Origin of the sequence: Sulfobacillus thermosulfidooxidans, from assembly GCF_001280565.1 — a bacterium.
In the GTDB taxonomy this organism is placed as follows: Bacteria; Bacillota; Sulfobacillia; order Sulfobacillales; family Sulfobacillaceae; genus Sulfobacillus; species Sulfobacillus thermosulfidooxidans_A.
In genome coordinates this window covers 162537-185750 of record NZ_LGRO01000002.1, presented here as the reverse complement: position 1 = coordinate 185750, position 23214 = coordinate 162537, and the positions used below count along the sequence as shown (strand labels likewise).

23 protein-coding genes, 2 pseudogenes and 1 riboswitch are annotated in these 23214 nt (G+C 48.7%); of the genes and pseudogenes, 18 read left to right on the top strand and 7 right to left on the bottom strand.

Annotated features, from left to right (window positions below; genetic code table 11):
• Nucleotides 1-116 precede the first annotated feature (116 nt).
• The 4 genes from AOA63_RS16435 to AOA63_RS16420 form a co-directional block, all read right to left on the bottom strand.
• Nucleotides 117-800, bottom strand: coding sequence for a Crp/Fnr family transcriptional regulator (locus AOA63_RS16435; RefSeq protein WP_053960878.1), 684 nt, complete (start codon nt 798-800; stop codon nt 117-119).
• Between the two features lie 4 nt (nt 801-804).
• Nucleotides 805-1791, bottom strand: coding sequence for an L-histidine N(alpha)-methyltransferase (gene egtD / locus AOA63_RS16430; protein ID WP_053960877.1), 987 nt, complete (start codon nt 1789-1791; stop codon nt 805-807).
• On the bottom strand, nt 1788-3095 hold the full coding sequence (gene egtB / locus AOA63_RS16425; RefSeq protein ID WP_197648417.1) for an ergothioneine biosynthesis protein EgtB: 1308 nt from the start codon (nt 3093-3095) through the stop codon (nt 1788-1790). The genes egtD and egtB overlap by 4 nt, the downstream gene beginning before the upstream one ends.
• A gap of 114 nt (nt 3096-3209) precedes the next feature.
• Complete coding sequence (locus tag AOA63_RS16420) at nt 3210-3449, bottom strand: glutaredoxin family protein (RefSeq protein ID WP_053960876.1); 240 nt, start codon at nt 3447-3449, stop codon at nt 3210-3212.
• A 306-nt stretch (nt 3450-3755) separates the two neighbouring features.
• Here AOA63_RS16420 and AOA63_RS16415 point away from each other — a divergent pair.
• Both AOA63_RS16415 and AOA63_RS16410 read left to right on the top strand, forming a co-directional pair.
• Nucleotides 3756-4148: pseudogene (locus AOA63_RS16415) on the top strand (hypothetical protein); the annotation flags it as partial.
• Nucleotides 4149-4259: 111 nt separating this feature from the next.
• Nucleotides 4260-4622, top strand: coding sequence for a cupin domain-containing protein (locus AOA63_RS16410; protein ID WP_053960874.1), 363 nt, complete (start codon nt 4260-4262; stop codon nt 4620-4622).
• 165 nt (nt 4623-4787) lie between these two features.
• Here the strand turns inward: AOA63_RS16410 and AOA63_RS16405 are convergent, their stop codons facing one another.
• A complete protein-coding gene (locus tag AOA63_RS16405; RefSeq protein WP_053960873.1) occupies nt 4788-5279 on the bottom strand; it encodes a hypothetical protein in 492 nt (163 codons plus the stop codon).
• Nucleotides 5280-5652: 373 nt separating this feature from the next.
• On the opposite strand from AOA63_RS16405, the gene AOA63_RS16400 reads away from it, so the two are divergent.
• From AOA63_RS16400 to AOA63_RS16330, 15 genes and pseudogenes are all read left to right on the top strand, one after another.
• Nucleotides 5653-6567, top strand: a complete 915-nt coding sequence (locus AOA63_RS16400; protein ID WP_053960872.1) for a hypothetical protein — start codon at nt 5653-5655, stop codon at nt 6565-6567.
• A gap of 77 nt (nt 6568-6644) precedes the next feature.
• Nucleotides 6645-7226, top strand: a complete 582-nt coding sequence (locus tag AOA63_RS16395; protein ID WP_139061681.1) for a hypothetical protein — start codon at nt 6645-6647, stop codon at nt 7224-7226.
• 66 nt (nt 7227-7292) lie between these two features.
• Nucleotides 7293-7751 (top strand): HAD family hydrolase, encoded by a 459-nt coding sequence (locus tag AOA63_RS16390; protein ID WP_053960870.1) that lies wholly within the window; start codon nt 7293-7295, stop codon nt 7749-7751.
• 156 nt (nt 7752-7907) lie between these two features.
• Nucleotides 7908-8537: pseudogene (locus AOA63_RS16385) on the top strand (IS607 family transposase).
• Nucleotides 8534-9721: an RNA-guided endonuclease InsQ/TnpB family protein gene (locus tag AOA63_RS16380; RefSeq protein WP_171822773.1), complete on the top strand. Its 1188-nt coding sequence runs from the start codon at nt 8534-8536 to the stop codon at nt 9719-9721. The pseudogene AOA63_RS16385 and the gene AOA63_RS16380 overlap by 4 nt, the downstream one beginning before the upstream one ends.
• Before the next feature lie 567 nt (nt 9722-10288).
• Nucleotides 10289-11263 carry an NAD(P)/FAD-dependent oxidoreductase gene (locus AOA63_RS16375; protein WP_242848395.1) on the top strand — a complete coding sequence of 325 codons (975 nt, stop codon included), beginning with the start codon at nt 10289-10291 and terminating at the stop codon, nt 11261-11263.
• An 81-nt stretch (nt 11264-11344) separates the two neighbouring features.
• On the top strand, nt 11345-11836 hold the full coding sequence (locus tag AOA63_RS16370) for an HPP family protein (RefSeq protein WP_053960868.1): 492 nt from the start codon (nt 11345-11347) through the stop codon (nt 11834-11836).
• Between the two features lie 875 nt (nt 11837-12711).
• A riboswitch (Fluoride riboswitch) is annotated at nt 12712-12780 on the top strand.
• A gap of 118 nt (nt 12781-12898) precedes the next feature.
• Nucleotides 12899-13282 carry a DUF190 domain-containing protein gene (locus AOA63_RS16365; RefSeq protein WP_053960867.1) on the top strand — a complete coding sequence of 128 codons (384 nt, stop codon included), beginning with the start codon at nt 12899-12901 and terminating at the stop codon, nt 13280-13282.
• Nucleotides 13283-13359: 77 nt separating this feature from the next.
• A complete protein-coding gene (locus AOA63_RS16360) occupies nt 13360-13872 on the top strand; it encodes a sulfocyanin-like copper-binding protein (protein WP_053960866.1) in 513 nt (170 codons plus the stop codon).
• 51 nt (nt 13873-13923) lie between these two features.
• Nucleotides 13924-14571: a twin-arginine translocation signal domain-containing protein gene (locus tag AOA63_RS16355; protein WP_053960865.1), complete on the top strand. Its 648-nt coding sequence runs from the start codon at nt 13924-13926 to the stop codon at nt 14569-14571.
• 24 nt (nt 14572-14595) lie between these two features.
• The gene (locus AOA63_RS16350; RefSeq protein WP_053960864.1) at nt 14596-15414 is read left to right on the top strand and encodes a cytochrome c oxidase subunit II; all 819 of its coding nucleotides are present in this window, start codon (nt 14596-14598) and stop codon (nt 15412-15414) included.
• A gap of 122 nt (nt 15415-15536) precedes the next feature.
• Complete coding sequence (locus tag AOA63_RS16345) at nt 15537-17465, top strand: cbb3-type cytochrome c oxidase subunit I (RefSeq protein WP_053961202.1); 1929 nt, start codon at nt 15537-15539, stop codon at nt 17463-17465.
• A 15-nt stretch (nt 17466-17480) separates the two neighbouring features.
• Entirely contained in the window at nt 17481-18059 is a 579-nt protein-coding gene (locus tag AOA63_RS16340) for a cytochrome c oxidase subunit 3 (RefSeq protein ID WP_053960863.1), read from the top strand.
• Nucleotides 18060-18077: 18 nt separating this feature from the next.
• Nucleotides 18078-18308, top strand: coding sequence for a hypothetical protein (locus AOA63_RS16335; RefSeq protein ID WP_053960862.1), 231 nt, complete (start codon nt 18078-18080; stop codon nt 18306-18308).
• A 196-nt stretch (nt 18309-18504) separates the two neighbouring features.
• On the top strand, nt 18505-19689 hold the full coding sequence (locus AOA63_RS16330; protein WP_053960861.1) for an acyltransferase family protein: 1185 nt from the start codon (nt 18505-18507) through the stop codon (nt 19687-19689).
• A 22-nt stretch (nt 19690-19711) separates the two neighbouring features.
• Here AOA63_RS16330 and AOA63_RS16325 read toward each other — a convergent pair whose 3' ends face one another.
• Nucleotides 19712-19981: a 4Fe-4S dicluster domain-containing protein gene (locus AOA63_RS16325; protein WP_020376319.1), complete on the bottom strand. Its 270-nt coding sequence runs from the start codon at nt 19979-19981 to the stop codon at nt 19712-19714.
• Between the two features lie 285 nt (nt 19982-20266).
• Nucleotides 20267-21226 carry a thioredoxin-disulfide reductase gene (trxB, locus tag AOA63_RS16320; protein ID WP_053960860.1) on the bottom strand — a complete coding sequence of 320 codons (960 nt, stop codon included), beginning with the start codon at nt 21224-21226 and terminating at the stop codon, nt 20267-20269.
• A gap of 556 nt (nt 21227-21782) precedes the next feature.
• Here trxB and AOA63_RS16315 point away from each other — a divergent pair.
• Nucleotides 21783-23192: an amidase family protein gene (locus AOA63_RS16315; RefSeq protein ID WP_053960859.1), complete on the top strand. Its 1410-nt coding sequence runs from the start codon at nt 21783-21785 to the stop codon at nt 23190-23192.
• The last annotated feature ends 22 nt before the right edge of the window (nt 23193-23214 follow it).

Genomic DNA, 23214 nt, shown 5'->3' with positions numbered 1-23214 from the left:
CGATGATTCCTGTCGCGTTGGTCATGAGAATAAGTTTGAGCGTTCAAATGTTGGGGAAGCTCAAGCCGTCGTTTTTCGGGTAAGCAATAAAAGGGTGCGCACAATGTTCGGTCCGTTCAGGTGTGTAACAGGTTCTCTAACCGTTTGGGTTGCACACGAATGACCCCGCGTTCTGTTTGCACGGTGTCGTCGGGAAATGCGCTGAGAACAAGACTGACAGATTCACGGGTCGCTCCTATTAAATGAGCAACTTCCTGGTGAGTGAGCTTTAAGTCGATGCGTACCCATCCCTGATCCTCTTCTTGGCCAAATTGCTCCGATAACGTTAGGAGCAAGTATCCAATGCGCGTTTTGACATCTTCAAGGACTAACGTCGTCGTTAATGCTTGCAGCTTACGGATTTCTTGGGAGAGAATTTCTACCAGTTTCAACGCGATCCGGGGACGTTGCACCATAAACCGCGCTAAATCGGCTTTTCCCATTTTACAAACCAAGGTGGGAGCCACGGTTTTGGCATAACAACTTCCTGCTCCGGTGGCAAATAAATCGGTCTCGCCAAAAATGTTCCCATCCCCGAGAACGGTCAATGTGAGTTGTTTTCCTTCGGGAGTGACTTGGAATAATTGAACCCGGCCACGTTTCAAGAAGAAGATTTGTTGGATTTTGTCCCCCGGTTCGTAAATGATCGTGTTGGCTGGATAGGACATAATCGGAACAAGAGCATCAATGGCAGCGATATCCTCTGCACTCAGCTCTGTTAACAAATTGATTTCTGCCAAATAATCAAATTTCGTTTTCATGGGCTCAGTCCTTTGGTCCCTGCGGAACGGGACGTAAATAATGAAGACTAAAAGCATTACGGGGATCTGTCCAGGCGGCAATGGCTATCCATCCCGCTTGACGCGCCAAGGCTTGAAATTCGGTCACGGTGTATTTATAGGAGTACTCTGTGAGAATGCGTTCGCCCTTTTCAAAAGCAAATGCATGCCCAGCAATATTCACCCGATGTGCATAACGGCTGACCAAATACATGGCAATACGCCCGCTTTCGGCTTGGTATTCAGCGTGATGGGAAAAATGGTCGACGGGAAAATTTGCGCCGCACTCGCGGTTAATGCGGGTCAGGACATTACGATTAAACGCGGCCGTAATGCCTTTTGCGTCATTATACGCATGATGGAGTGTGTGCGCGTCTTTTTTTAAGTCAATGCCAATCAATAGGCCATCGGCAGTCGACAGCGTCCTGGCCCATTGTTTAAGAAAACTTTGTGCATCAGGGGGATCAAAATTGCCCAATGTGGATCCTAAATAAACCAACAGCTTGGGATTTTTGTCGATATGTTGGGGGAGTGAGAACGCCGTGCCATAATCGGCCGCTATTCCAATAAACCGACGATGCACAAACTCTTGAGACAATGCGGACAAGGCGGAGTGTAATGCATCCAATGAAATATCAATCGCAACATATGTGCTGGCTTGGGGCAAATGCCGAAGCAACTGACGGGTCTTGGCGCCGCTACCGCTTCCCAATTCGATGAGAGTCACGGGATGAGGGACTAGGGCCTGTAACGGTTCTTGGATGTGATCTAAGATCATTTGTTCGGCACGGGTGAGATAATATTCAGGCTGTTGAGTAATCGCTTCGAATAACAATGAGCCTTGCGCGTCGTAAAATAATTTTGGGGGTAAACGCTTGGGACATTGGGATAAGCCTTCTAACACTTCTGTTAAAATATCTTCGGATTTCGGCTGACGGTCAATAATATGATAACGTGAACGTTCCTGGTTCATTGGATATCCCCTGCCAATCGTAATCCGGAAAAGGCCCACGTTGATTCCGGTGCAAAAAAGTTTCGGTAGGTTGTGCGAATATGCGTCATGGGGGTCAGGGCGCATCCACCTCGGAGAACATATTGTCCGTTCATAAATTTCCCGTTGTATTCTCCTAAAGCACCCTCAGGGGCATGATACCCGGGATAGGGGCTGTATGCACTTTGGGTCCATTCCCATACCCCGCCTAGTGCAGCGAGCATCGTATCTGAGGGTCCTGTTACCGGTTCGGGATGAAAAATCTGGGATTCTAGCAAGGTGCTGGTGGTTATTGAAAGATGGGTGGCGGCCCATTCCCATTCGGCTTCGGTGGGCAGCCGTCCACCTCGCCACCTGGCGAAAGCGTCTGCTTCATAATAACTGACATGAACGACTGGTGCATTGAGTTGGAGTGGTTGAAGACCCAAGAGAGTGAATTCGAACCATTCGCCGTCGATTTTGTGCCAATAGCGGGGATGTTGCCAGTGATGTTGCAAAAGCCAATGCCAACCATCGGAAAGCCATAATGTGGGATTTTGATAACCGCCATCTAAAATGAATTGGAGAAATTCATAATTGGTGACGGTACGATTGGCAATGCGAGCCGGAGTTAACCAGACTTTGTGGCGGGGCTTTTCATTATCATAGGCAAATTCTCTTCCCTCATAACCCAAAAACGTGACTCCCTCCGGAATCTCGAGCCATTGCCACGGAGCGATAATTGTTGAGTCAGAGATGGAGGGCCGGTCCTGATAGGCTGGGAATAGGGGATTAGCCGCAAAATTGGCCAAAATGTCCATCATCAAAAGTTCTTGATGTTGTTGTTCATGATGGAGTCCCCATCCTATAAGCTCAGCAACCCGAGCTAAAATCGGCATCGACAACGTGGGAATCCATTGGGTAATCCACTCATCAATGTTTTGCCGATAGCGTAAGATGTCTTGCACAGTCGGACGAGATAACGTTCCCCGGCGGTCTCTCGGGAAATAAGGGCCAACTTGTTCATAATAGGAATTGAATAACATGCGGTAGGCATCTTGTCCGGGGAGATAGTTGTTGCAGAATGGTTGGAGAATGAACGTTTCAAAAAACCAGGTCGTGTGTGCTAAATGCCATTTTGGCGGGCTCGCTTCAGGACAACTTTGAATTACATAATCTTCAATTTCGAGTGGCATTATTAATGTCATCGTTGTTGTTCGAATGTCATGATAGGCTTTGAGCACGGTGTCTGCGGTGATGGTTTCCAAAGATACCGGGAAAAGTGCTTTAGAGGACGTGTTAATCACTCCTTCTTGCTTCTTTAACTTTGTGAAGATTGCTTAGAAGCCGTAATCCTGGAATTAACGCTATTTGATCGGGTGTGTCGGCAATAGATCCAAATGGGTGAAGACTATAATTTCTTAAGATTTGTTGTGAAGCCACCATTCTTCTAAGGCGACCGGATCAAATCCGTGAAGGATTTGTTCTCCAATAACCAAAATCGGCGTTTCTCTGTATCCCCATTGCTGCATGCGTTGTTGGGCTAAGCTATTTTGGGCAATGTTATAGATCTGATAGGGGATTCCCCGTTGTTTAAAAAATATTTCCGCGGCTTCTCCCCCAGGACAGCCGGGATGGGTATAAATAGCGACAGATGGCATAGGAAGTTCTCCCCTTTTGGATGACCATGGTTTCGAACAATACCGAGCGAGAGATGAACAAGCTGGCAAATGATGAAGCTGGAAAACGCTTAATGATTCATGTTCATTGTAGATGCGATAAGACGTGGTGACTGTAATCTATTTTACATTACGCTCTGCTATCGTTATTGATGACGTCATGTATGGTATCTTATTATCCATACGTTACTCTATTCTTATTGTATAATCAATTTGGATTAGTCAAAAGGGGTGAACACAATGTCCCGAACCGTGAAAATATTGTTTGTGTGAGGAGAAAATGCGCTTCGTAGTCAAATTGCCGAAGCGGCCGCCCACTGGTTCGGTGGACAACATATAGAAGCATTTAGTGCCGGAGTTAACCCCGCCAAACAAGTACGGGCAGAATTGCCACAGCTTCTCGAAGAAATTGGAATACCTCTAGTGGATCACGCTCCCATGCCATTGGCTTTTTATGAGATGGCGAATTTTGATGTTGTCGTGACCTTATGTGATCCTAACCGTGCTGTCTGTCCGGTTCCTCCCCCTGGACCCTATCATGTGCATTGGTCGATTCCGGGGCCTGAAGTGTCAAACCCAGTCGATCCTTTGGCACTCATGAATGGGCTTAGAGCACTGCGTGATGAGATTATCCGTCATGTCCGGCAACTATTGGATGATCATCCGTGGACCTCTCAATGAGACATCCTAAATGCGCTGTTTGTCGGTGGACTCTGTGCGTGCATTTTGCAACTTTGGTCAATGGTCTTGGCGATTACCTTAGACTCTAAACAGAAAAGGATGTTTGTACATATGATATCTCCCGTTAATTTGTCTGAGAAATTTCGGCTATTTAAAGAAACGTGGCATCCCAAGATTGTGGGTGAAGTCAATGACATGTATGTAAAATTAGCCAAGCTGCAAGGAGAATTTGTTTGGCATCGACACGACGAGGAGGATGAAATGTTTTTGGTCGTGAAGGGGACCTTGGAAATTCGACTGCGAGATCAAAATCTGACGGTACGAGAAGGTGAATTTGTGGTGATTCCCCGCGGTGTCGACCATATGCCGGTAGCAGCCGAGGAAGTGCAGGTTTTGTTATTGGAACCCAAGGCCACGAAACACACAGGAAATGTGGTGACGGACCGAACCGTAAGTGATTTAGAGTGGATTTAAGCACGAATTGTGCCTGTGATGAAAGAGGTGCGTGGTGCCAAGATATTTGCCACACAACCTAAAAAGTCCTGATGACAACGCAGACAAAGATTTGCATTTGTAACGTTTTCAGATCCTCTGTGGTAATACTTCCACAGAGGATCGTTAATATCTAGCAATGCGTCTTCATGGGAGCATGTTCCACTCTGGATGATCCTGCAATGACGCAATGGTAATCTTGCCCTGCGGAACTTTGTGGTTATCAACAGCCCAGAGGACGTCATGAGAAGTTGTGGTCAATATATTTGCAGCGCGCCACAAATCCCATGGTGGTGTCAACATGGGTGGAGCAGGACGCATCAAGAGTCCGGCAGGAATGGGTGTAAAATTTTGAATCCGTTTTGACCAGGACCATTGTGATTCTTCAACTAGGGTGAAGGGAGGCCATAAACTCTGTGTAACTTGCGATCCGGTAGCTAAAAGTTCCTGTAAAACTTCCCGGTACCCAATAGTGCCAATCAATCGCCCATGACGGTTGACCACTGCCATCGTGAATTCGGGAGCGGTTAGTTGACGAAAATGATGCGGGGTCAAAGTAAATAGTTGATGTTCTTCAAGCCAATCGTTGGACGTTATGGGTAGAATCCATGATTCAGATGAAATGCGTTCTACGCTCATGACAATTCCCCTTTCAAGAATCAGGGAACAAAAAAACCCCTGATTAGAAATAATCAGGAGCCATTAGTCGCGCGAACGACATTTTACACGGCCAGCTCCATGGCCCATTTACATTAATGATGTGATTTCAGTATAGGAGGTATGCTTTCTAGCGTCAAGAATATCTACGTCATAGGAATTAGTTATGGTGATGGATTCTACAAAATAGATTGACCACTGAATGTAGACCATGGCACAATATTTCCCATAGTCGGTCATGGTGTTGACCCTGGTGTGAGCCGAAATGCGGATAGAAGCCGCTAATAACACCTTCTCACGGGGAGGTGTTATTTTTTCATCTTCCCTGAAATAATCCGCATGGGAGGAAACGAGGATGTCTTACGCAGCCATTGCCGATGTTCAGGCTTACCAGATTTTAGATTCCCGTGGTGACGCGACCCTCTATGTTGAAGTGAGATTAGATACCGGGCATAAAGGTGGAGCTGCCGTTCCTCACGGGGCATCCACGGGAAGATATGAAGCTCAAGAAATTCGGGATCAGTCTGGCATGTATCGACGGGGAGACGTCATGCGGGCGGTGCATCTTGTGAACCACGTGATAAGACCTGTTATTCTTGGACTAGACCCCGAACAACAGGACGAGGTTGATTCCCGGTTAATTGCAGGCGATGGAATGGTTTCTAAACAAAATTGGGGAGCAAACAGTATTTTAGGGATATCGTTGGCTGTGAGTGCTGTGGCGGCGAGTGTATTGTTTCAGAACGTACAGTATTTAAGGTATGGCCACGAGGGGACTGCTCAAAAACTTATTACCCAGTATGAAACATGGGTCAGGGATTATCCGCTCATTTCGATAGAGGACGGGTTATCCGAAGATGTCTGGTTCGATTGGGAGCAATTGACGCGTGAAATGCCGCAGCATGTGAATATTGTCGGCGATGACATTTTTGTCACAAACAAGGAACGAGTAGAGCGTGGCATTAAAGAAAGCACAGCATCGGCGGTTTTAATTCAATTAAATCAAATTGGCACCTTGACGGAAACGCGTGAGGTCATTGCGATGACTCATGAGGCCGGATGGGATGCGATTGTTTCTCACCGTTCAGGAGAAACATGTGACACCATGATGGTCGATACGGCGGTAGCAGACAAAGTACGCTTTATTCAGGCTGGAGCCCCTCAGCGTGGTGAGCGGGTGGCGAAATATAATCGGTTGTTGCTCATTGAAGCTATGGATTCGTCTATATCATTTGCTGGATGGGGTTCAGAACGAGTGAACGACAAATGAGCAAAAGAGATATGTCTTCTAAATTCAGGAAAATTTGGGGCAGACCGTTATGGGGAAAAGATTCTTATCCAACGACCGTGGCTTCCAAATGGGATCGATTATTTTTAAGTGCTTTGGACGATAATCACTGTGTGTTATGTGTGGGTCACCAAAGAGGACTCGCTACACATTTTCAAGAACTTTTGACGAGATTTGACTGTGGTGGTATGAAAAACGATGGCACATTGTGTCCGCGCCATATCATGGATTTATGCCAGTGGGCAGATTCTTTGTCGTTTAACGCTGTGAATCACCCTGTACCGCACATTCTTGCTGCTCTCCGTTTTGGCGATTACACGTCTTGCTCCGCATGCCACTTTGAAAAGGCGTTGTTGTTACGATTTAGTCGATACCTTGTTCAAATGGCTCGTGCTCGCCAAGCCTTACGTTTTTCGGTATGTTATGCGCATTATCAAGATCTTGTCGAGATTAAAGGATGCTGGAAACCATTTCTCGCCAAGAAGTGGCAGCATAAAGGTTGGTGGCATACCTGGCTGACCCGCTATTGCCGGGTGATAATCGCCCCTGGTCAATTTTTATCGCCATCCTTGGCCGATACCCTGATGAGGTGTCAAGAGACAGGGGCGGGTCACCATCCCAATGATGCGAGGATATCCTAATGTTCCCTGAACACATGGCATTGATAGGAATTATCCCTTAATGGAAAAATAGGAGAGGGTGTTTCGATGTATACTATTGATATTCCTGGACAAGGCGAACTACAGCTCGCCCATGCCGTTTTTGATTTTAATGGTACGTTAGCCAATGGAGGCGATTTGTTACCCGATTTAGGCCCCCTGCTGTTTCGTGTTTCAAATTTGCTTCCCTGTGTCATTTTAACGGCGGATTCATTCGGCTCGGCTCATAATGCACTCAAAGCGTTGCCTGTTCGAGTAGAAGTTGTGAAAACCGGTAAAGACAAGGCACGGTTTGTTGAACAACTGGTTGGGGGTGTCGTCGCCGTAGGAAACGGTTGGAATGATTACGAAATGTTTACTCGGGCTGATTTGTCCATTGTGACAGGCGGTCCCGAGGGAACGGCCGCGAAAGTACTCCAAGTTGCCGATATTTTTGTACCGAATATTTATGTTGCTCTTGATCTGCTATTAAATCCCAAAAAAATCATTGCTACGTTACGGATATAAAGCCTCCAGCGCGCTTTTCTAGCTCTGCCGATATAAGTGGGACAATCAACGTGCGATTTGAGAACCCTTTCACCGGTAAAAACTATGGCCAGTGAAGGGGTTTTAACAGTTGCTTAAAACTTTGTCTATGGTTATTCTTCATTGTAAAATTAGAGTCTGAATCGAAAACTTGTGGGCATTCGAGAAGCCACCGAATTTTTGGGCGTGACCCCATCTACCTTACGGCGATGGGAACGCGAAGGCACGTTGGTGCCCGATGAACGGACACCGGGTGGTTATCGGCGTTATGACTTAGCGCGGATACGACCCGAACCGTGTCATCGTCACGCCGCCTTGCGCAAAACCATAGCCTAGGCGCGGGTGTCGAGTCAGGATCAGAAAGACGATCTCGACCGGCAAAAGCCAGTGCGAGAGCTTTATTGTGCTCGCCAAGGCTGGACCTTTGAGGTGATCGCCGACCTCGGGTCGGGAATGAACGACCACAAGCAGGGCCTGAAACGCCTCTTAAATGACATCCTCGCCGACCGGGTCGGTCGGCTGGTCGTGACGCACAAGGATCGCCTCCTGCGCTTTGGCGCGGAACGGGTGTTCGCCATTTGTGAAGCGAAGCCAGTCGAGGTCGTGATCCTCAACCCAGGCGAAGACACGACCTTTGAGGAAGAGTGGGCGCAGGATGTCTGGGAAATCATCACGGTCTTTTCGGCCCGACTCGATGGGAATCGATCGCGGAAGAACCCAAAATGGTTAGACGGCGTGAAACACGCCGTGGAGGAGGCGTCGTCATGATTCTCGCCCACAAAATTGCGCTCGATCCCAACGATGCGCAGGAGACGTACTTTCGCAAAGCCGCCGGCACGGCGCGGTTTGCTTACAATTGGGCGTTGACCGAATGGCAGCGGCAATACGACGCCTGGAAAGCGGATCCGACCGGGTCAAAACCCTCCGATCCGGCATTGCGCAAGCAACTCAACGCCATGAAGCGGGAGCAGTTTCCCTGGATGTTGGAGGTCACCAAGAATGCTCCGCAGATGGCGATTATCCACCTCGGCCAAGCCTTTAAGAATTTCTGGAATGGCCATGCGGACTATCCGACCTTTAAGAAGAAAGGCCGTCATGACCGTTTTACGCTGAGCAATGATCAGTTTGCAATCCAAGGGCACAAAGTGCGGATGCCGCACATCGGCTGGGTTCGCTTGCGCGAACCCTTACGCTTTCTCGGACGAGTGATCGAAGGGACCGTGTCCCGTACGGCCGACCGGTGGTTCTTGAGTGTTACCGTTGAGATTCCCGATCCGCCCAGGATTCGCCGCGAAAACCAAGCGGTGGTCGGGGTGGACCTGGGCGTTTCGGCATTGGCCACGCTATCCACCGGGGAGAAAGTCGTCGGGCCGAAAGCCTATGCCGCCGCACAAGCGAAACTTCGCCGATTGCAACAGCATTTTAGCCGTCAGATGGAGGTTGCCAAGGCGCGCGCCGGACTCCAGCCGGGGCAGCCGATTCCGAAAGGGATGCACATTCCCTGGTCGAAGAACATGGTCAAGACGCAACGGCGTCTCGCTCGGCTCCATGCGCAGATTGTGAATATCCGGGCCGATGTCCTGCACAAACTGACGACCGATTTGGTAGCCCGCTTCGATGTCATGGCCATCGAAGACCTCCATGTGGCCGGAATGCTCAAAAATCACAAGCTGGCGCGGGCCATCGCCGACATGGGGTTTGGTGAGTTTCGACGGCAACTGGAATACAAAGCGGCGCAGCGAGGCAAGACGGTCGTGGTCGTGAGTCGTTGGTATCCGAGCAGTAAGATCTGCTCCGCGTGCGGATATCGCATGGCACAGATGCCCTTGTCGGTGCGGGAATGGACGTGCCCAGCGTGTGGGATGCATCACGACCGGGACATCAATGCCGCGATCAATTTGCAAACCGTGGCCGAGAGTTCGATGGGCGGCTGCCCATCCGTGTTGGCGTAATGCGCTGACATGCTCGGTGACTCGCTTGGGGAGTGCCCTCTCGTGGACGACCGGCATAGGAACCTTGCATTCGATGCGAGGTTTCGGCCCTAAGAAGCGACGGGACAATGAACCAGGAAGGTGGCAAAAAGATTGATCATTTGCTCAACGATGAGCGATCTTGGATAAGTCCATTAGAACGGTTTTAATTGTTTTACATAGGCTAATGGGACTACTCTTGGGGCAATTGCGGGATTGCCCGCTTTGATGGTTTTAGTTTTTGAGATACATATCTCGTGATAATTCTTTCACAAATCCATTTTTAACCAAACCAACCTAGGGTTTTATGAAAGCGGCAAAAGAAGCCTAAATCATCCCCTTGCCAATCTGAGGCCAATCCGCTACATTAAAAAACTAAAGTGTCAAGTTGATTCTCTCCTTGATATCATCAGCTTATAGTCGGCTAAAAGAAGATGATCATTGCCGTGAGCCTGTAACCGGCCATAATGACTGATAACTTAGATAGGTATCGACGCGGGCTAGCGCAAGAATTATGATTTGGAGGCGGTTCATACGGACTTATATGATGTGACAATCGTCGGCGGAGGGCCCGTGGGACTATTTGGCGCCACCTTGGCGAGTTTGCATGGGATGAAAGTCAAAATTATCGAAAGTTTACCCGAATTGGGTGGACAATTATATGCTCTTTATCCTGAAAAACCGGTTTATGACGTGGCAGGCTTCCCCGAAATCGCTGCCAAGGATTTGGCCTTAAATTTGGTTGCGCAAATGGAACGCATGCATCCTGAAGTGGTGTTAAAGGAATCGGTGGAGGCCGTGGAAAGTTTGGATGATGGAAACTTTCTTTTGCATACTACACGGGGAGTGCATTATTCGCGGGCGATTTTATTAGCCGTGGGTATTGGATCTTTTACCCCCCGCAGATTACCTGCACAAGGGGCCGAAATGTTTGAAGGTAAGGGACTTCACTACTTTGTCCCCCCATTGGACACGTTTTCTGGGCAACACGTTCTCGTCGTGGGGGGAGGAGATACCGCCGTTGATTGGGCGCTGGCTGTGTCCAAGAAAGCTCATAAAGTCAGCATTGTGCATCGACGAAATGAGTTTCGGGCGCAAGAAGACAGTGTCCGGCAAATGCATGAAGCCCCGAACATTTCGATAATTACGCCCGCCGAAGTCGAAGAAATCTTTGGACACCATCAAGTTACTGGAGTGCGTGTGAAGCACCATGAACAGGGTCCTAGTGAACTGGCTGTGGACGCCATTATTGGAGGATTAGGATTTCATCCGGATTTAGGTCCTGTTAAGAGTTGGGGAATTGAATTGAAAGGGTCAACCATTAAAGTTTCATTGGATTCTATGCTGACCAGTCGGCCGGGGATATGGGCTGTTGGCGATGCTGTTTACTATCCCGGGAAAGTGAAATTGATCGCGACAGGATTTGGCGAAGTGGGGATTGCTGTGGCGCAAATTCGTTCTTATTTACATCCTGGTGTGTCGGGATTGCCCCATAGCACGACCTTAAAAAATAAGCAGCGGTAATATTGAAGTTATCATAACCTCAGTACTGTATTAAGGCGTTTTATGACGTGCGAGGAAACTGAGATGTGAGGCCAGGGATTTATGAGACAGGCGTTTTGGCAGCGTTATCCTTTTCGGTTGCCATGGCAAACGTATGTGTGGTTTGGTGTGATTCTTGGCTTGTTTGGGCTGATAGATCAACAGCCATGGCATTTGACTGCATTCCTAGTGCCACCATTTGGAGCCACGTTAACCCTCATTGTGGCTTTGCCGCAGCAAACGGTGTCGCAACCGGGACCCATTATTCTTGGAGGTACTTTAAGTGCAGCCGTTGGTAGTTTGTTAGCGCTATGGTTTCATGGTCCCTTGATTGCCGCCTTGGCAGGTATTATTGTTTTTTTGATGTTACCGCCTTTAGGTTTATTTTTTCCTCCCGGCATCGCATTTGCAATATTTCCCTTACTTGTGAAAACAACTCCGTGGTTTCCTGTGCTTTCGGTCTTTCCGTTTACCGTTATTGCCTGCGGTTCTGCGAGCTTTTTGAGCCAACACGTTAAAGATTGGCCCTCATATCCTCGGGGGCCAAGTCTTTAATGGCTCGGGAAACCGTGCAAATGCCCAAAAGATGGCCGAATAGGGGCATATTTTGTCGAGAAATTTTTTGTCTGGACTATACTTCTGGTGTGATATGGTCCATAATTCGTAAGGGTTCCATATTTTGCGTGCGAAGCCTGTAAGACAATAGGGAGGTGGTCAAGGCGTGATTATCCCTTTAACTTATAGATTGAATATTCCGATAACGAATGAATTGGCTAATAAACTGGCTACCTGTGCTCAAGATTTGCGAACAAACGAAGAATCATTAATTGTTGAGGCTCTAGCGCTTTACCTGGACTGCACCTCTTGCCCCGCTTCTCAACCTCCTGATATGACTGCCGACAAACATCACAAATAATTCTCCATATATTCTCCAGATTCTTAGAATACCTCACATCATCCACCTGTGTTGGCGCGAATAGTGCGTGCCCCAGAATCAAAATCCCTCAAGCCCAAATTGATGACGAAACTGGGTACGCACGTGCGCTCAGCAAAATTTCTCTGGAAACAAGCCCTCATAAATAGCTATTGGCGGCAATCTTTGGTAAATAACGTTATATGTGCGGGATAAGATAAGATATGTCTTTCTTTCAACCTTATGATTATCTCGGTAATTTTCCTCAAACAGTGTGGGCCCGCGAGGTCTATGTGGGATGTAAGGTCTCATTGAGAAATAAGTCGAATTTAAAGAATAACGCATGATATCTTGTTGCCAATCGATTTCGGGGCCTTTTGGAAAACCTAGAGAGGTCTTTAGCAAGTTGAACTTTTTGGTATATAGGTAATTATAAGAGGTATTTTGTGCTATGCACAAAAAAATTTCATGATATGTTGTCAAGTAATGGTATTGTGAAGTACAATTCAACTCGTAACTTTAATATGGTCATGGTGTTGACCACTATCCAACCGCTTGAGATCAAGCTGATGACACCTGCCTTTAGACGGAGGTGTTATTTTTTATGCTGCTACCTTAAATAAATCTTTATGCTCAAGAAGATTTCCTCCTGATGATCTTTTATTAAAACTGCAATGAGTCCTTTTGAAGGGTGTTGATCGACGATGCGTCACACACATAAACCCTTAGTAGGTGATGGAATTCGTCTTCGCATTATGATTGGAGAAGATGTGCATTGGCATCACAAGCCGTTATATCATCAGATTGTTTTGAAGGCAAGAGAAAGTGGCCTAGCAGGTGCGACCGTGATTCGAGCACTCGAAGGCTATGGGCCTAACTCTCGAATTCATACGGCTAATCTCCTGGATTTGTCAGAGGATTCGCCCGTTGTTGTGGAAATTGTTGACTCAAAAGAAGACATTGATAAATTTCTCCCGCTTCTTGATGAAATGGTGGATGCAGGCCTGATAACGCTAGATCCCGTTCAGGTTGTTAAGTACTCCCATGCTCATATATCCGAACTTAATGATGCTTCGGAAACGAAATAACACACGTATCGTTCCCACCGACGATTACGCCCATCAAGTGTATGTCCTTTTAGTGCCGAGAGAAAGGATGGTGTTCGGTGAAAAGTAAATGGGCTGGGGTGACAGCTTTGGGTGTGTTGGCATTGGCTTTAGCGGGTTGCGGCACACAAAGCATCAATGCCTCGCAGTGGATGATTGTCCATCCGGCAACCAAGACGGTCGATTTAAAGATTGAAAGCACCTACTCGAGTGCCCAACAAGCGAATGTGTTTGACGGGTTTACCCAAGGACAGCTGATCATCACGATCCCCTTAGGCTACCACGTCAATATGGACTTTATTAATAATGGCCCGATCCCGGAATCCATTGGGGTCTACCATCATCATCATTTAGCCTTTCCAGGCGCCGGAGAGCCCTATTCTCAAGTGGCTGTTTCACCTACAGCCGGGTTGTTGCCGGGACAAAGCCAGTCCTATACGTTTACGGCCTCGAAGCTCGGAACGTTTATCTTAGGCGATATGCTCAATGGCGATCCCCATAATACGCCGACGAGCGATTTGTGGGATATCGTAAAAGTCGTGCCTTCAGGCGTGCCATCATTTCAGTCCTGATCGCCGCTGCCTTTGAGACAGTAAAGATGAAAATTGGAAGGAGGAACTTGGGTGAACAAATTACCAAATGACCCCCCGGTGGAACCCGAGATTCCCGAAGAACAACAATGGAGTCGCCGTCAGTTCCTCGTGGGCAGTGCCGCTTTAGGGGTCGCCGGTGCAGTGACCCTGTTTGGCCGCCAAGCGCTGGTGGATGCCGCCCGCGGTCTGTTTGGATCCCCCGTGAGTTCGGGAACGGTCCATCTTTACGCGTACGACTATTATTACATTCCCAATTACATGACCTGGCGCGTCGGCGACCAGATGGACATTATCTTCCAAAATCAAAGTCATACCCACTGGCATGAATGGACCATGGGCCGCCATGTGAATGAAGCCTATTTCCAAGCCTTTGGCAATCTGCCGGCGGATGCCTGGGCCGTCGATTTCTGGGATGGGGTCCACGTGACCTTAAGTGATCCCTATAACATCGATAACTTCGTGCCCAATAAAGCGATTGTGACCTATGACGGGCCGAAGGCGCTCTTTAACATCCAAACTGGTGGTGACTTTAGTCCGACGTTGAAACCCGGCGGCAGCATTCATATTTCCTTTACCGTGCCTAACAAACCGGGCATTTGGGATTATGGCTGCTTTGTGCAACAGTACATTCACTACCGCACGGGCATGCGCGGAAAAGTCATGATTTTGCCGGCCTGAGGCTGAGAAAGGAGCACGCCCGTCATGGGAGAGAATGTCCTCTTTACGATCTTGTGGGTCGTCTTCAGTGTGTTGGGAGAGATTGGGGACCGGGTGCTGATTCACCATAACCCGATGTACTACATTGTCTCCAACCAAGGGGAATTGGCACTGCAGGCGTTTAATTTCATCTTGGTGGTGTTGACCCCGATTTTTGTGTTTGTCGTCTTGTTCTTGCTCTTTACGATGGTGCGCTTCCACACCAAACGGGGCGAAATGCCACCCGCGAACCGCCGGTTCGCGGTGGACAACAAAGCGTTTGTGGTGGCGTGGGTCGGGGGCAGTATTATTATCAACTTGCTCTTTTTCCTCCATCCGACGACCTCCGCCATGGAGCAAATGTTTGCCTTAGATGAACCCGCGGCTAACACCCACGACTTAATTGTGGATGTCACGGCCCGGCAGTGGGAATGGATCTTCAGTTATCCCCAATATGGGCTGACCCAAACGGTGAATGCCAACGGGCAAGACCTGTTGGAACTGCCGGTGAACAAGCCCGTAGAATTTGTGTTGCGGTCCTACGACCCCTATCACACCTACGACCAATATGCCGATGTGATTCACAGTTTTTGGATTCCGGCCTTTGGGATTAAAGAAGATGTGATTCCCGGGGAAACCCGCTATGAGTACCTGACCCCCACCAAGATTACGTCCTTCCGCGTCAATCCCATGGTGCGGGTGCAATGTGCTGAAGTGTGTGGACCGGGTCATCCGTGGATGGAAGCCCCCTTGAAAGTGGTGTCGCCAGCGCAATTTGCGCAGTGGATTCGATACGAGAAATCGTTAGCCAATGGGGCAGGATAAGGCATTCCGAGCTTCCGTGTGGATGCAAAAAATCCGAAGACGATATACCCGTCACGCTGATCACGCGATGACATGTTGGAAGATGGAAGATTGAAGGAGGGATAATCGTGGCACACGCTGTAATGACGCCCGAACACCAACCGCTTTCGCGCCCGAAGAAGGCCATGATGCCTCCGGTGCTGCGGGGCTTTTTATGGGCCGCTATAGGCTTTCTCTTGGTCAACACCTTTGTGATTGCCGTGGATCCGTTTCGGGGGCATCCCTTTGTGACCGGGCCCTCGGTGACGCTGGGGTGGATTGGCGCCGTGATTGGCTGGCTCTTAGGCATAGGCGTCTATGACGCGGTGTTATTGCCCTTAATGGGGTTTGACACCCGTTGGGTGGAACGGGACAAAGGCTGGCGCCGCTACTGGGAAATTGCCACGGACCACAAAGTCATCGGCATCCAGTATATGATGTTCGCCATGGGGGGGTTTCTCATTGCCGGCGCCATTGCCATGCTCATGCGCTATGAACTGATGACCCCGTATTTGACGATTTTCCACTACCCCAGCAATTATCTCACGGCGGTGGGCATTCACGGCACCCTGATGATGTTTTCGTTCGCCACCGTGTTCATGATTGGCGGTTTAGGCAACTATTTTGTGCCGCTCATGATTGGGGCGCGGCATACGGTCTTATCCAAGCTCTCAGGCATTGGGGTCTGGTTGGTCCCGGCAGGGATCCTGACCGTGCTCTTCAGCCCGATTTTGGGGGAATGGTCAACCGGATGGCGGGGCTATGAGCCCTTGGCGGGCCAAGACGCCAACGGCATTATCTTCTACTACCTGGGGGTCTTGGCGCTCACCACCTCGTCGCTCATTGTGGCTTTGAACTTGGTGGCCACGGTGATGTTTCGGCGGGCGCCGGGCATGACGTGGGGCCGTTTGCCGCTGTTTGTCTGGGGCCAGGTGAGTGTCAATTTGCTGATGCTGATTTGGTTCCCGGAAATTCAGACCACGTTCGTGATGGGCCTGTTAGACAAAATCGTGCCCTTGAACTTCTTTACGGCCACGGGCAGTCCGTTAACCTATTTGATGCTCTTCTGGTTGTTTGGGCATCCTGAAGTGTACATCATTGCCGTGCCGGCCTTCGCCCTGTGGAATGAAATTATTCCGGTGATGGCGCAGAAATCGCTGTTTGGCCGGCAATGGGCCGTGATTGGCTTGGTGTTCGTGATGATGCTCTCCGGGCTCGTGTGGGCGCACCACATGTTCACCAACTTGCGCAACAGTGAAATCTTGCCCTTCTCCTTCTTTACCGAGATGATTTCGATTCCCACCGGATTTGCTTATATGGCGGCCATTGGCACGCTTTGGAAGTCGAAAATTCGGCTGACCACGCCGGTGATCTGGATTTTGATGAGCATGTTCAACTTCCTCATTGGCGGACTCACGGGCGTGTTTTTGGCGGACCCGATTGTCAATTTGCAGCTCCATGACACCTTCTGGGTGGTCGGGCACTTCCACTACACCATTATCGGATCGATGGTTTTCAGTGGGTTTGGCGCCATGTATTACTGGCTGCCGAAACTCTCGGGGCGGATGTACAACGAGACCTGGGGCAAGACCTTGGCGATTATCACCTTCTTTGCCTTTAACTTGACGTTCAGCCAGTTCTTCCTCTTAGGACTGCACGGAATGAACCGCTGGGTCCCAGCCTACCCGGCATATCTGCAACCGATGAACTTTGAGGTGTCGATTTTCGCCTTTATCTTAGGGGCGTCCTTTGTGGCCAATATCATTTACATTGGCTACTGCTGGGCGAATGGCGAAAAAGCGAGCGAGAATCCGTGGAATGCCAAAACCCCCGAGTGGTTTACGGCTTCGCCACCGCCGACGAATAATTTTCCAGTCCAACCGGAAATTGTGGCGAGTCTCTACAAATACGGGGAAGGGAGCACGGTGCCGGTGGTGACGACGGCACTGGATGAGTTGGCCGCCACAAGCCGGGCCTCGACGGATCCGTACTATGATTGGCACGATTACGTGCCCACGTCACCACAGAAGTAAGAGGAGGAATGTCTGATGGTGGATAAGCCGATGATTTCGGAAGAACGTCAAAGTCAGCCGATTACCCCGCATAATTACCGGGCGGTCCGTTTTAGTATGCTGGTCTTTATTGCCACCCAAATTGTGCCCTTTGTCGTCTTGTTTGAGGCGAAGTATCTGTATGACGGCACGTATGTGGCCCCGCAAGCCAATCAAGGCTTTGGGGTGGTGGTCGCAGCCTTGATGGCGGTGAGTGCTCTGGTCGCTTGGGGCGCGGTAACCGCCGGCCGTCATGCTCAGGACCGGGATCAGGTGGGATCCCGCCTCAAGATTGCGGCGGGGTTAGGCCTCCTCGCGATCTTAGGGGTCGCCTATCAGTGGGGGATGCGCTACGTTTCGCCCCAGTCCCGCTTTGGCGAAATGTATTACATCATTTTGGGCGCGGATCTCGTGTATGCGGTGATTGGGCTGATTATGCTCGGTATTAGCATTATCCGCAATGTGCGTCAAAACATGGCGCCCGAACGGTTTTGGACAGCGGAAGCAAGCGTGTACTTCTGGATTTATGTGGCCCTGGCGTGGATTGCGAGCTGGCTCGCCATCTACATCATTTGAGGACAGGAGGGGATGGGTATGGGAGGCGGATTTTGGCCGACACTGCCGTTGAAAATGCCCTACAGTGAAGGGGTCCCGCATTGGTGGGATCCTGCCTGGTGGATTTTTCAGATTGTGGTCATGTCGATATTGTTGCTCACCTTACGAAAAGTCGCGATGAGTATTGATCGAAATGAAAATGCGCCAAAGACATCGCGACGACCGGGAACTAGTACTAATACTCAAGAACCTCCATCTATTCCTGGATAACACGACGAATTTTGTGTAAAGGGACTGGCCATCCTGAGCCAGTCCCTTTCTCATCTTCCTGAAGTCTGCCTGAAGTTTGGCCATTTTGGGTAGATCGATGGTTATGAAGTTGGTAGCATAGCCATGTGGTGGCCACCACTTTTACCCCGTACGCTCAATCCTCATGAGGAAATTTTGCGATGAAGGAGGACAGCGTGTGATAGGCGGTACGAGCGGTCGGCAACAAAATAGTTGGGCTGTTTCTTCTCCCCCGCGTTATGCTAGGCTAGATGCACTACGGGGAATAGCGATTTTAAGTGTCATGATCTTTCACGCAGCGATTATTCGGCCATTTCATGGTCCCTGGTGGATGCGTTTCGTGGGTCAAGGTGACCAAGGTGTTGGGCTTTTTTACATGGTGTCTGCGCTCACGCTAGTTCTGAGTTGGCAATACCGCCATCACAAAGATGCAGAGCCGGCGAAGGCTTTTTGGACCCGGAGATTTTTTCGTATCGCCCCACTTTTTTACCTGATGTTACTGGTTACGGGCTTATTGACCACGGGAAATCCTACGGTTGTTCCCACGGCAATGCAAGGGCATATTTTTTCCTGGGCAAATTTGTTGGCCCATGTAACATTTGTGTTTGGATGGCTCCCTTGGTTTCAAAATTCGTGGATTGGCGTCGAATGGTCCATCGGTGTGGAAATGACATTTTACGCATTATTCCCGTTTATAATGCGGCGCGTTTTTCCCAAGATATCGGCATGGACGTTTCTCGTATGGGGTTTATTGGGAGCCGAATTATGGCCCATTATTTTGCAACATCTGTGGTTCACATGGCCACAATGGGCCCATTCCTTTTTACTGTGGAGTTTTCCTAGTCAGGCCATATGGTTTTCTGCTGGGTTAGCCATGGTGAAATTTGATCATGCTCCGAGTTTACGTGGTTGGAGCATATTATGGTTGATGTGGGCGTTATTTCTGGGATGGCACGAGTGGTCTTTCCAAATGGCAAATCTCTTATGGGTAATTCCTAATTATTTATTGGTTTGGCTGACTTGGAAAGATTACTCAGGTTTGTCGTGGCTGGTGCACAATAAGGTTTTGCAATATATCGGAACCCGCAGTTACAGCTTATATCTAACCCACTGGTTTATTTTAGGGAAAGTCAGTGATTGGTCTTGGGCGAATATGCATACATTGCAAGGTTTTGTCTTGCGCTTATTTGTCGCAGGCGCTTTGAGTATGGCTGTAAGTGAACTCAGTTTTAGGTATGTTGAAAAGCCTGGAATCTATTGGGGAAAACAATTAATTGCGCATTGGCAGTGGGGTTATAAAAAAACTGGACAAACCTCAAGGCCATCTGCTAAGCAAGTGGTGTATAACAAAGAACAAGCCTAGGCATGTCCTAGGCTTGTATCAGTTATTTTCGGTAATAAGCGGCGTTAATCTCAATGTATTTTTCATCTTCGGGCGCCAAGTCTTCTTGCATAAAAATGGCACCTACGGGACATTCCGGAACGCAAGCCCCACAGTCAATACAGACATCGGGATCGATATAAAGCTGAGGAGCCGCTTCGTAAGCTTCGTCACCGTCCAAACTTTGGGCTGGATGAATGCAGTCAACAGGGCAGACTTCGACGCAGCTCTGGTCTTTGGTGTCTTGGCACAAACCAGTAATTACATGGGCCATATGCTTCCTCCTTAAATTTTTGGGGGAGTATCCCCTATATAGTGCAGTATCCATTCCGGGGTGTCAAACCCAAATCTTCATATCCAAACTATGCGAACCTATCAAAAAAACAGCATAATTATACATCAACAAGACCGTTCTGACAGGACGAGGTTGGAGCTGAACTCCATCGCAAAATAGTTCTGAGAATTCAAGCCTAAGCAAACACCGTAAAATCGGATGAAAGGTAGATATTTCCCATTCAAATAGCAAAACCGTTCCCGGAAGCAGGGAACGGTTTTGATTTTAGTGTGTGCCACTCATGGACCAGTCATAAACAAACGAACCTTCGAGATATTTTTCTACATCCATCGCAGCGCGACAGCCGCTACCCGCGGCCGTGATGGCTTGACGATAATGGGAGTCCATCACGTCTCCGCAAGCAAACACGCCTTGAACGCTTGTCGCCGTATTATGCGGGTTTGTAATGATGTATCCCACCTTATCGGTTTCGACCTGGCCATTGAGAAAAGCAGTATTGGGGTTATGCCCGATTGCGACAAAAATCCCTTCTGTTTCTAAGACTTTGGTCTCTCCCGTTTTGTTATCTCGAACTTCGAGTCCGACAACATGATTGTTTTCAGACTTCACAGATACTGGCGTGACATCCATCATCCACTTTATTTTCGGATTGTTATGGGCTCGTTCTTGCATAACTTTGGATGCGCGCAAGGTATCACGGCGGTGTACAATGGTGACCTCCGACGCAAATTTGGTGAGAAATGTAGCTTCTTCCATTGCAGAATCGCCACCGCCAACGACAATGATTTTCTTGTCACGGAAAAAGAATCCATCACATGTCGCGCATGTGGAGACTCCGTGACCCAACGCTTCAGCTTCTCCTGGAATGCCAAGCATTTTCGCCGAGGCACCTGTAGAAATAATGAGCGATTCCGCAAAAAATTCGTCGGCCTCATTGACCACAACGCGGAATGGACGAGTTTGTAAATCCACAGAGGTTGCCATTCCAAAAACAAATTCCGCTCCAAATCGTTCGGCTTGTTTCCGCATATTTTCCATCAAATCGGGTCCCATGATGGCATCAGGGAATCCAGGAAAATTTTCAATTTCGGTTGTTAGAGTCAGTTGGCCGCCGGGTTCATTGCCTTCAATGACTAAAGGACTGAGATTAGCGCGAGCTGCATAAATGGCTGCGGTAAGCCCTGCCGGACCGGTTCCTAAAATGATGACTTTGCGAGCATCCATAATTTCACCTCGTTGGTTAAATAGTCATGATATGTTATTTTCCCGTAATAGCTTAAAAATATCGAGCCCTCTTATCATATCCTGACGCTTTTGCCGTCATATGACAACACAACACGCTAAGATATTGCGAACTCTGGTCAGAGATTCCTTGGCCATAATTCGAATTCATGATACCCCTATGGGGTATCTGCGTCAAATGATGCGCGTTCTGGCACTAATATCTTAAATGGCGGGAGCAGGAAAACTGCTCACAGGCCACGGGAATCCCGTGCGTGGAGCCTGATATTTTTATGTTCGGTGATGGAAAGGAGTTTTATAATCAAAAAGAGCCTACATATTTGCTGGATGGCTGACAACAGGATAAATCTGTGGGATCTTATACAATAAACTTCTAAGTATCTTCAAATAAGAACCAATGACACCCGAGAGGAGGAACGCCTGGTTTTTAGAGGCAAAATCTGAAGGCATGACACGCTGTTCTTGCCAGAAATTAAGACACATAATGCGCTCAATGTTTTCGATTAAACGTCTCCTCTAAGATTCAGGCCTACCCAACATGTCTCTGATTACGACATTTCAAGACCGCTGGAGGCAGCGGAAAACCAGTGCCCAAGAGTGGCTATGGGAATTCTTAACCACCATTGCCGAGCACAATGAGCGGATAAATGCTGTCTTGGAATTGAATCCGCATGTATTCGCCGAGGCTGATCGTGCCGATCGCATAGCACGTTACCAACCCGGGGGACTGTTAGCTGGTGTGCCCGTATTAGTGAAAGACAATATTGCTGTTGGTGGGGATATGCACACGACAGCCGGATCTTTGTCTCTTAAAGATAATTATGCCGTAAGAGATGCCTTTGTGATTAAGCAAATTCGCGGGGCCGGTGGCATGATTTTAGGAAAGACCAACTTAACAGAATGGGCTAACTTCATGTCCGATCATATGCCTAATGGTTACAGCTCCTATGGGGGACAAGTTATGAATCCCTATGGCCCGGGAATTTTTGATGTAGGCGGATCGAGTTCGGGATCTGGAGCCGCTATCGCGGCAGGATTTGCACCGGTAGCTTTAGGTACAGAGACATCCGGATCCATATTGAGCCCCTCAAGCCAGAATTCGTTGGTAGGAATCAAACCCACAATTGGATTAGTCAGCCGGTCCGGTATCGTACCCATTGCGTATTCACAAGATACAGCCGGTCCTATGGCGACGACGGTGACGGATGCGGCGATTTTGTTAACCGTCATCCAAGGGTTTGACCCTGAAGATCCCGTGACGGCCCTGGCACCAGGATTTCCTGACTACCGCAGAGATTTGATCGCGGATGGATTGAAAAAAAGACGTTTAGGCGTTCCCCGGCAACGTTATCTTGATCAGGCAAGTGATGAAGAACTGGCGATCTTTAATCACGCTCTTAATATCCTGCGTGACGCTGGCGCTGATATTGTGGATCCCGCGGATATTGAAACGGCCAACGAAAACTGGACTTATGATGTGCTTCTTTACGAATTTCCTGCCGCATTAAATGCTTATTTAAACAAGTGGACAAGCAAGGGGCCCAAAACACTCAAAGATGTGATAGATTTCAACAATGCCCATAGTCAAGAAGCTTTGCGCTATGGACAATCAGTTTTAATGGAATCCTTCGCAACCCAGGGACGATTGACTGATGCCCGCTATCTTATGGCCCGACAACGTGATTTAAAGTGGTCACAACGTCAAGGCATTGACAAGACCCTCGAGGATTATCGCCTCGATGCGTTAGTATTTATCAATAACCGGGGAGCAGACATTGCCGCTAGAGCTGGCTATCCTTCTATTACGGTACCCATGGGGTATACCCAAACGGGAAAGCCATTGGGGTTGACCTTTACAGCTGGCGCTTTTCAGGAATCGCTCCTCATCCAACTGGCCTTTGCTTTTGAGCAAGCCACAAAACTTCGTAAAGCGCCGGTATTGGGTTAATGGCGTCCAGAGACTGATATTT

What these genes read in the sequence shown, in the direction of transcription:
- AOA63_RS16435 (WP_053960878.1), bottom strand. Translation starts at nt 800, where the DNA reads ATGAAAACGAAATTTGATTATTTGGCAGAAATCAATTTGTTAACAGAG.
- egtD (WP_053960877.1), bottom strand. Translation starts at nt 1,791, where the DNA reads ATGAACCAGGAACGTTCACGTTATCATATTATTGACCGTCAGCCGAAA.
- AOA63_RS16420 (WP_053960876.1), bottom strand. Translation starts at nt 3,449, where the DNA reads ATGCCATCTGTCGCTATTTATACCCATCCCGGCTGTCCTGGGGGAGAA.
- AOA63_RS16410 (WP_053960874.1), top strand. Translation starts at nt 4,260, where the DNA reads ATGATATCTCCCGTTAATTTGTCTGAGAAATTTCGGCTATTTAAAGAA.
- AOA63_RS16405 (WP_053960873.1), bottom strand. Translation starts at nt 5,279, where the DNA reads ATGAGCGTAGAACGCATTTCATCTGAATCATGGATTCTACCCATAACG.
- AOA63_RS16400 (WP_053960872.1), top strand. Translation starts at nt 5,653, where the DNA reads ATGTCTTACGCAGCCATTGCCGATGTTCAGGCTTACCAGATTTTAGAT.
- AOA63_RS16390 (WP_053960870.1), top strand. Translation starts at nt 7,293, where the DNA reads ATGTATACTATTGATATTCCTGGACAAGGCGAACTACAGCTCGCCCAT.
- AOA63_RS16380 (WP_171822773.1), top strand. Translation starts at nt 8,534, where the DNA reads ATGATTCTCGCCCACAAAATTGCGCTCGATCCCAACGATGCGCAGGAG.
- AOA63_RS16370 (WP_053960868.1), top strand. Translation starts at nt 11,345, where the DNA reads ATGAGACAGGCGTTTTGGCAGCGTTATCCTTTTCGGTTGCCATGGCAA.
- AOA63_RS16365 (WP_053960867.1), top strand. Translation starts at nt 12,899, where the DNA reads ATGCGTCACACACATAAACCCTTAGTAGGTGATGGAATTCGTCTTCGC.
- AOA63_RS16350 (WP_053960864.1), top strand. Translation starts at nt 14,596, where the DNA reads ATGGGAGAGAATGTCCTCTTTACGATCTTGTGGGTCGTCTTCAGTGTG.
- AOA63_RS16345 (WP_053961202.1), top strand. Translation starts at nt 15,537, where the DNA reads ATGACGCCCGAACACCAACCGCTTTCGCGCCCGAAGAAGGCCATGATG.
- AOA63_RS16340 (WP_053960863.1), top strand. Translation starts at nt 17,481, where the DNA reads ATGGTGGATAAGCCGATGATTTCGGAAGAACGTCAAAGTCAGCCGATT.
- AOA63_RS16335 (WP_053960862.1), top strand. Translation starts at nt 18,078, where the DNA reads ATGGGAGGCGGATTTTGGCCGACACTGCCGTTGAAAATGCCCTACAGT.
- AOA63_RS16325 (WP_020376319.1), bottom strand. Translation starts at nt 19,981, where the DNA reads ATGGCCCATGTAATTACTGGTTTGTGCCAAGACACCAAAGACCAGAGC.
- trxB (WP_053960860.1), bottom strand. Translation starts at nt 21,226, where the DNA reads ATGGATGCTCGCAAAGTCATCATTTTAGGAACCGGTCCGGCAGGGCTT.
- AOA63_RS16315 (WP_053960859.1), top strand. Translation starts at nt 21,783, where the DNA reads ATGTCTCTGATTACGACATTTCAAGACCGCTGGAGGCAGCGGAAAACC.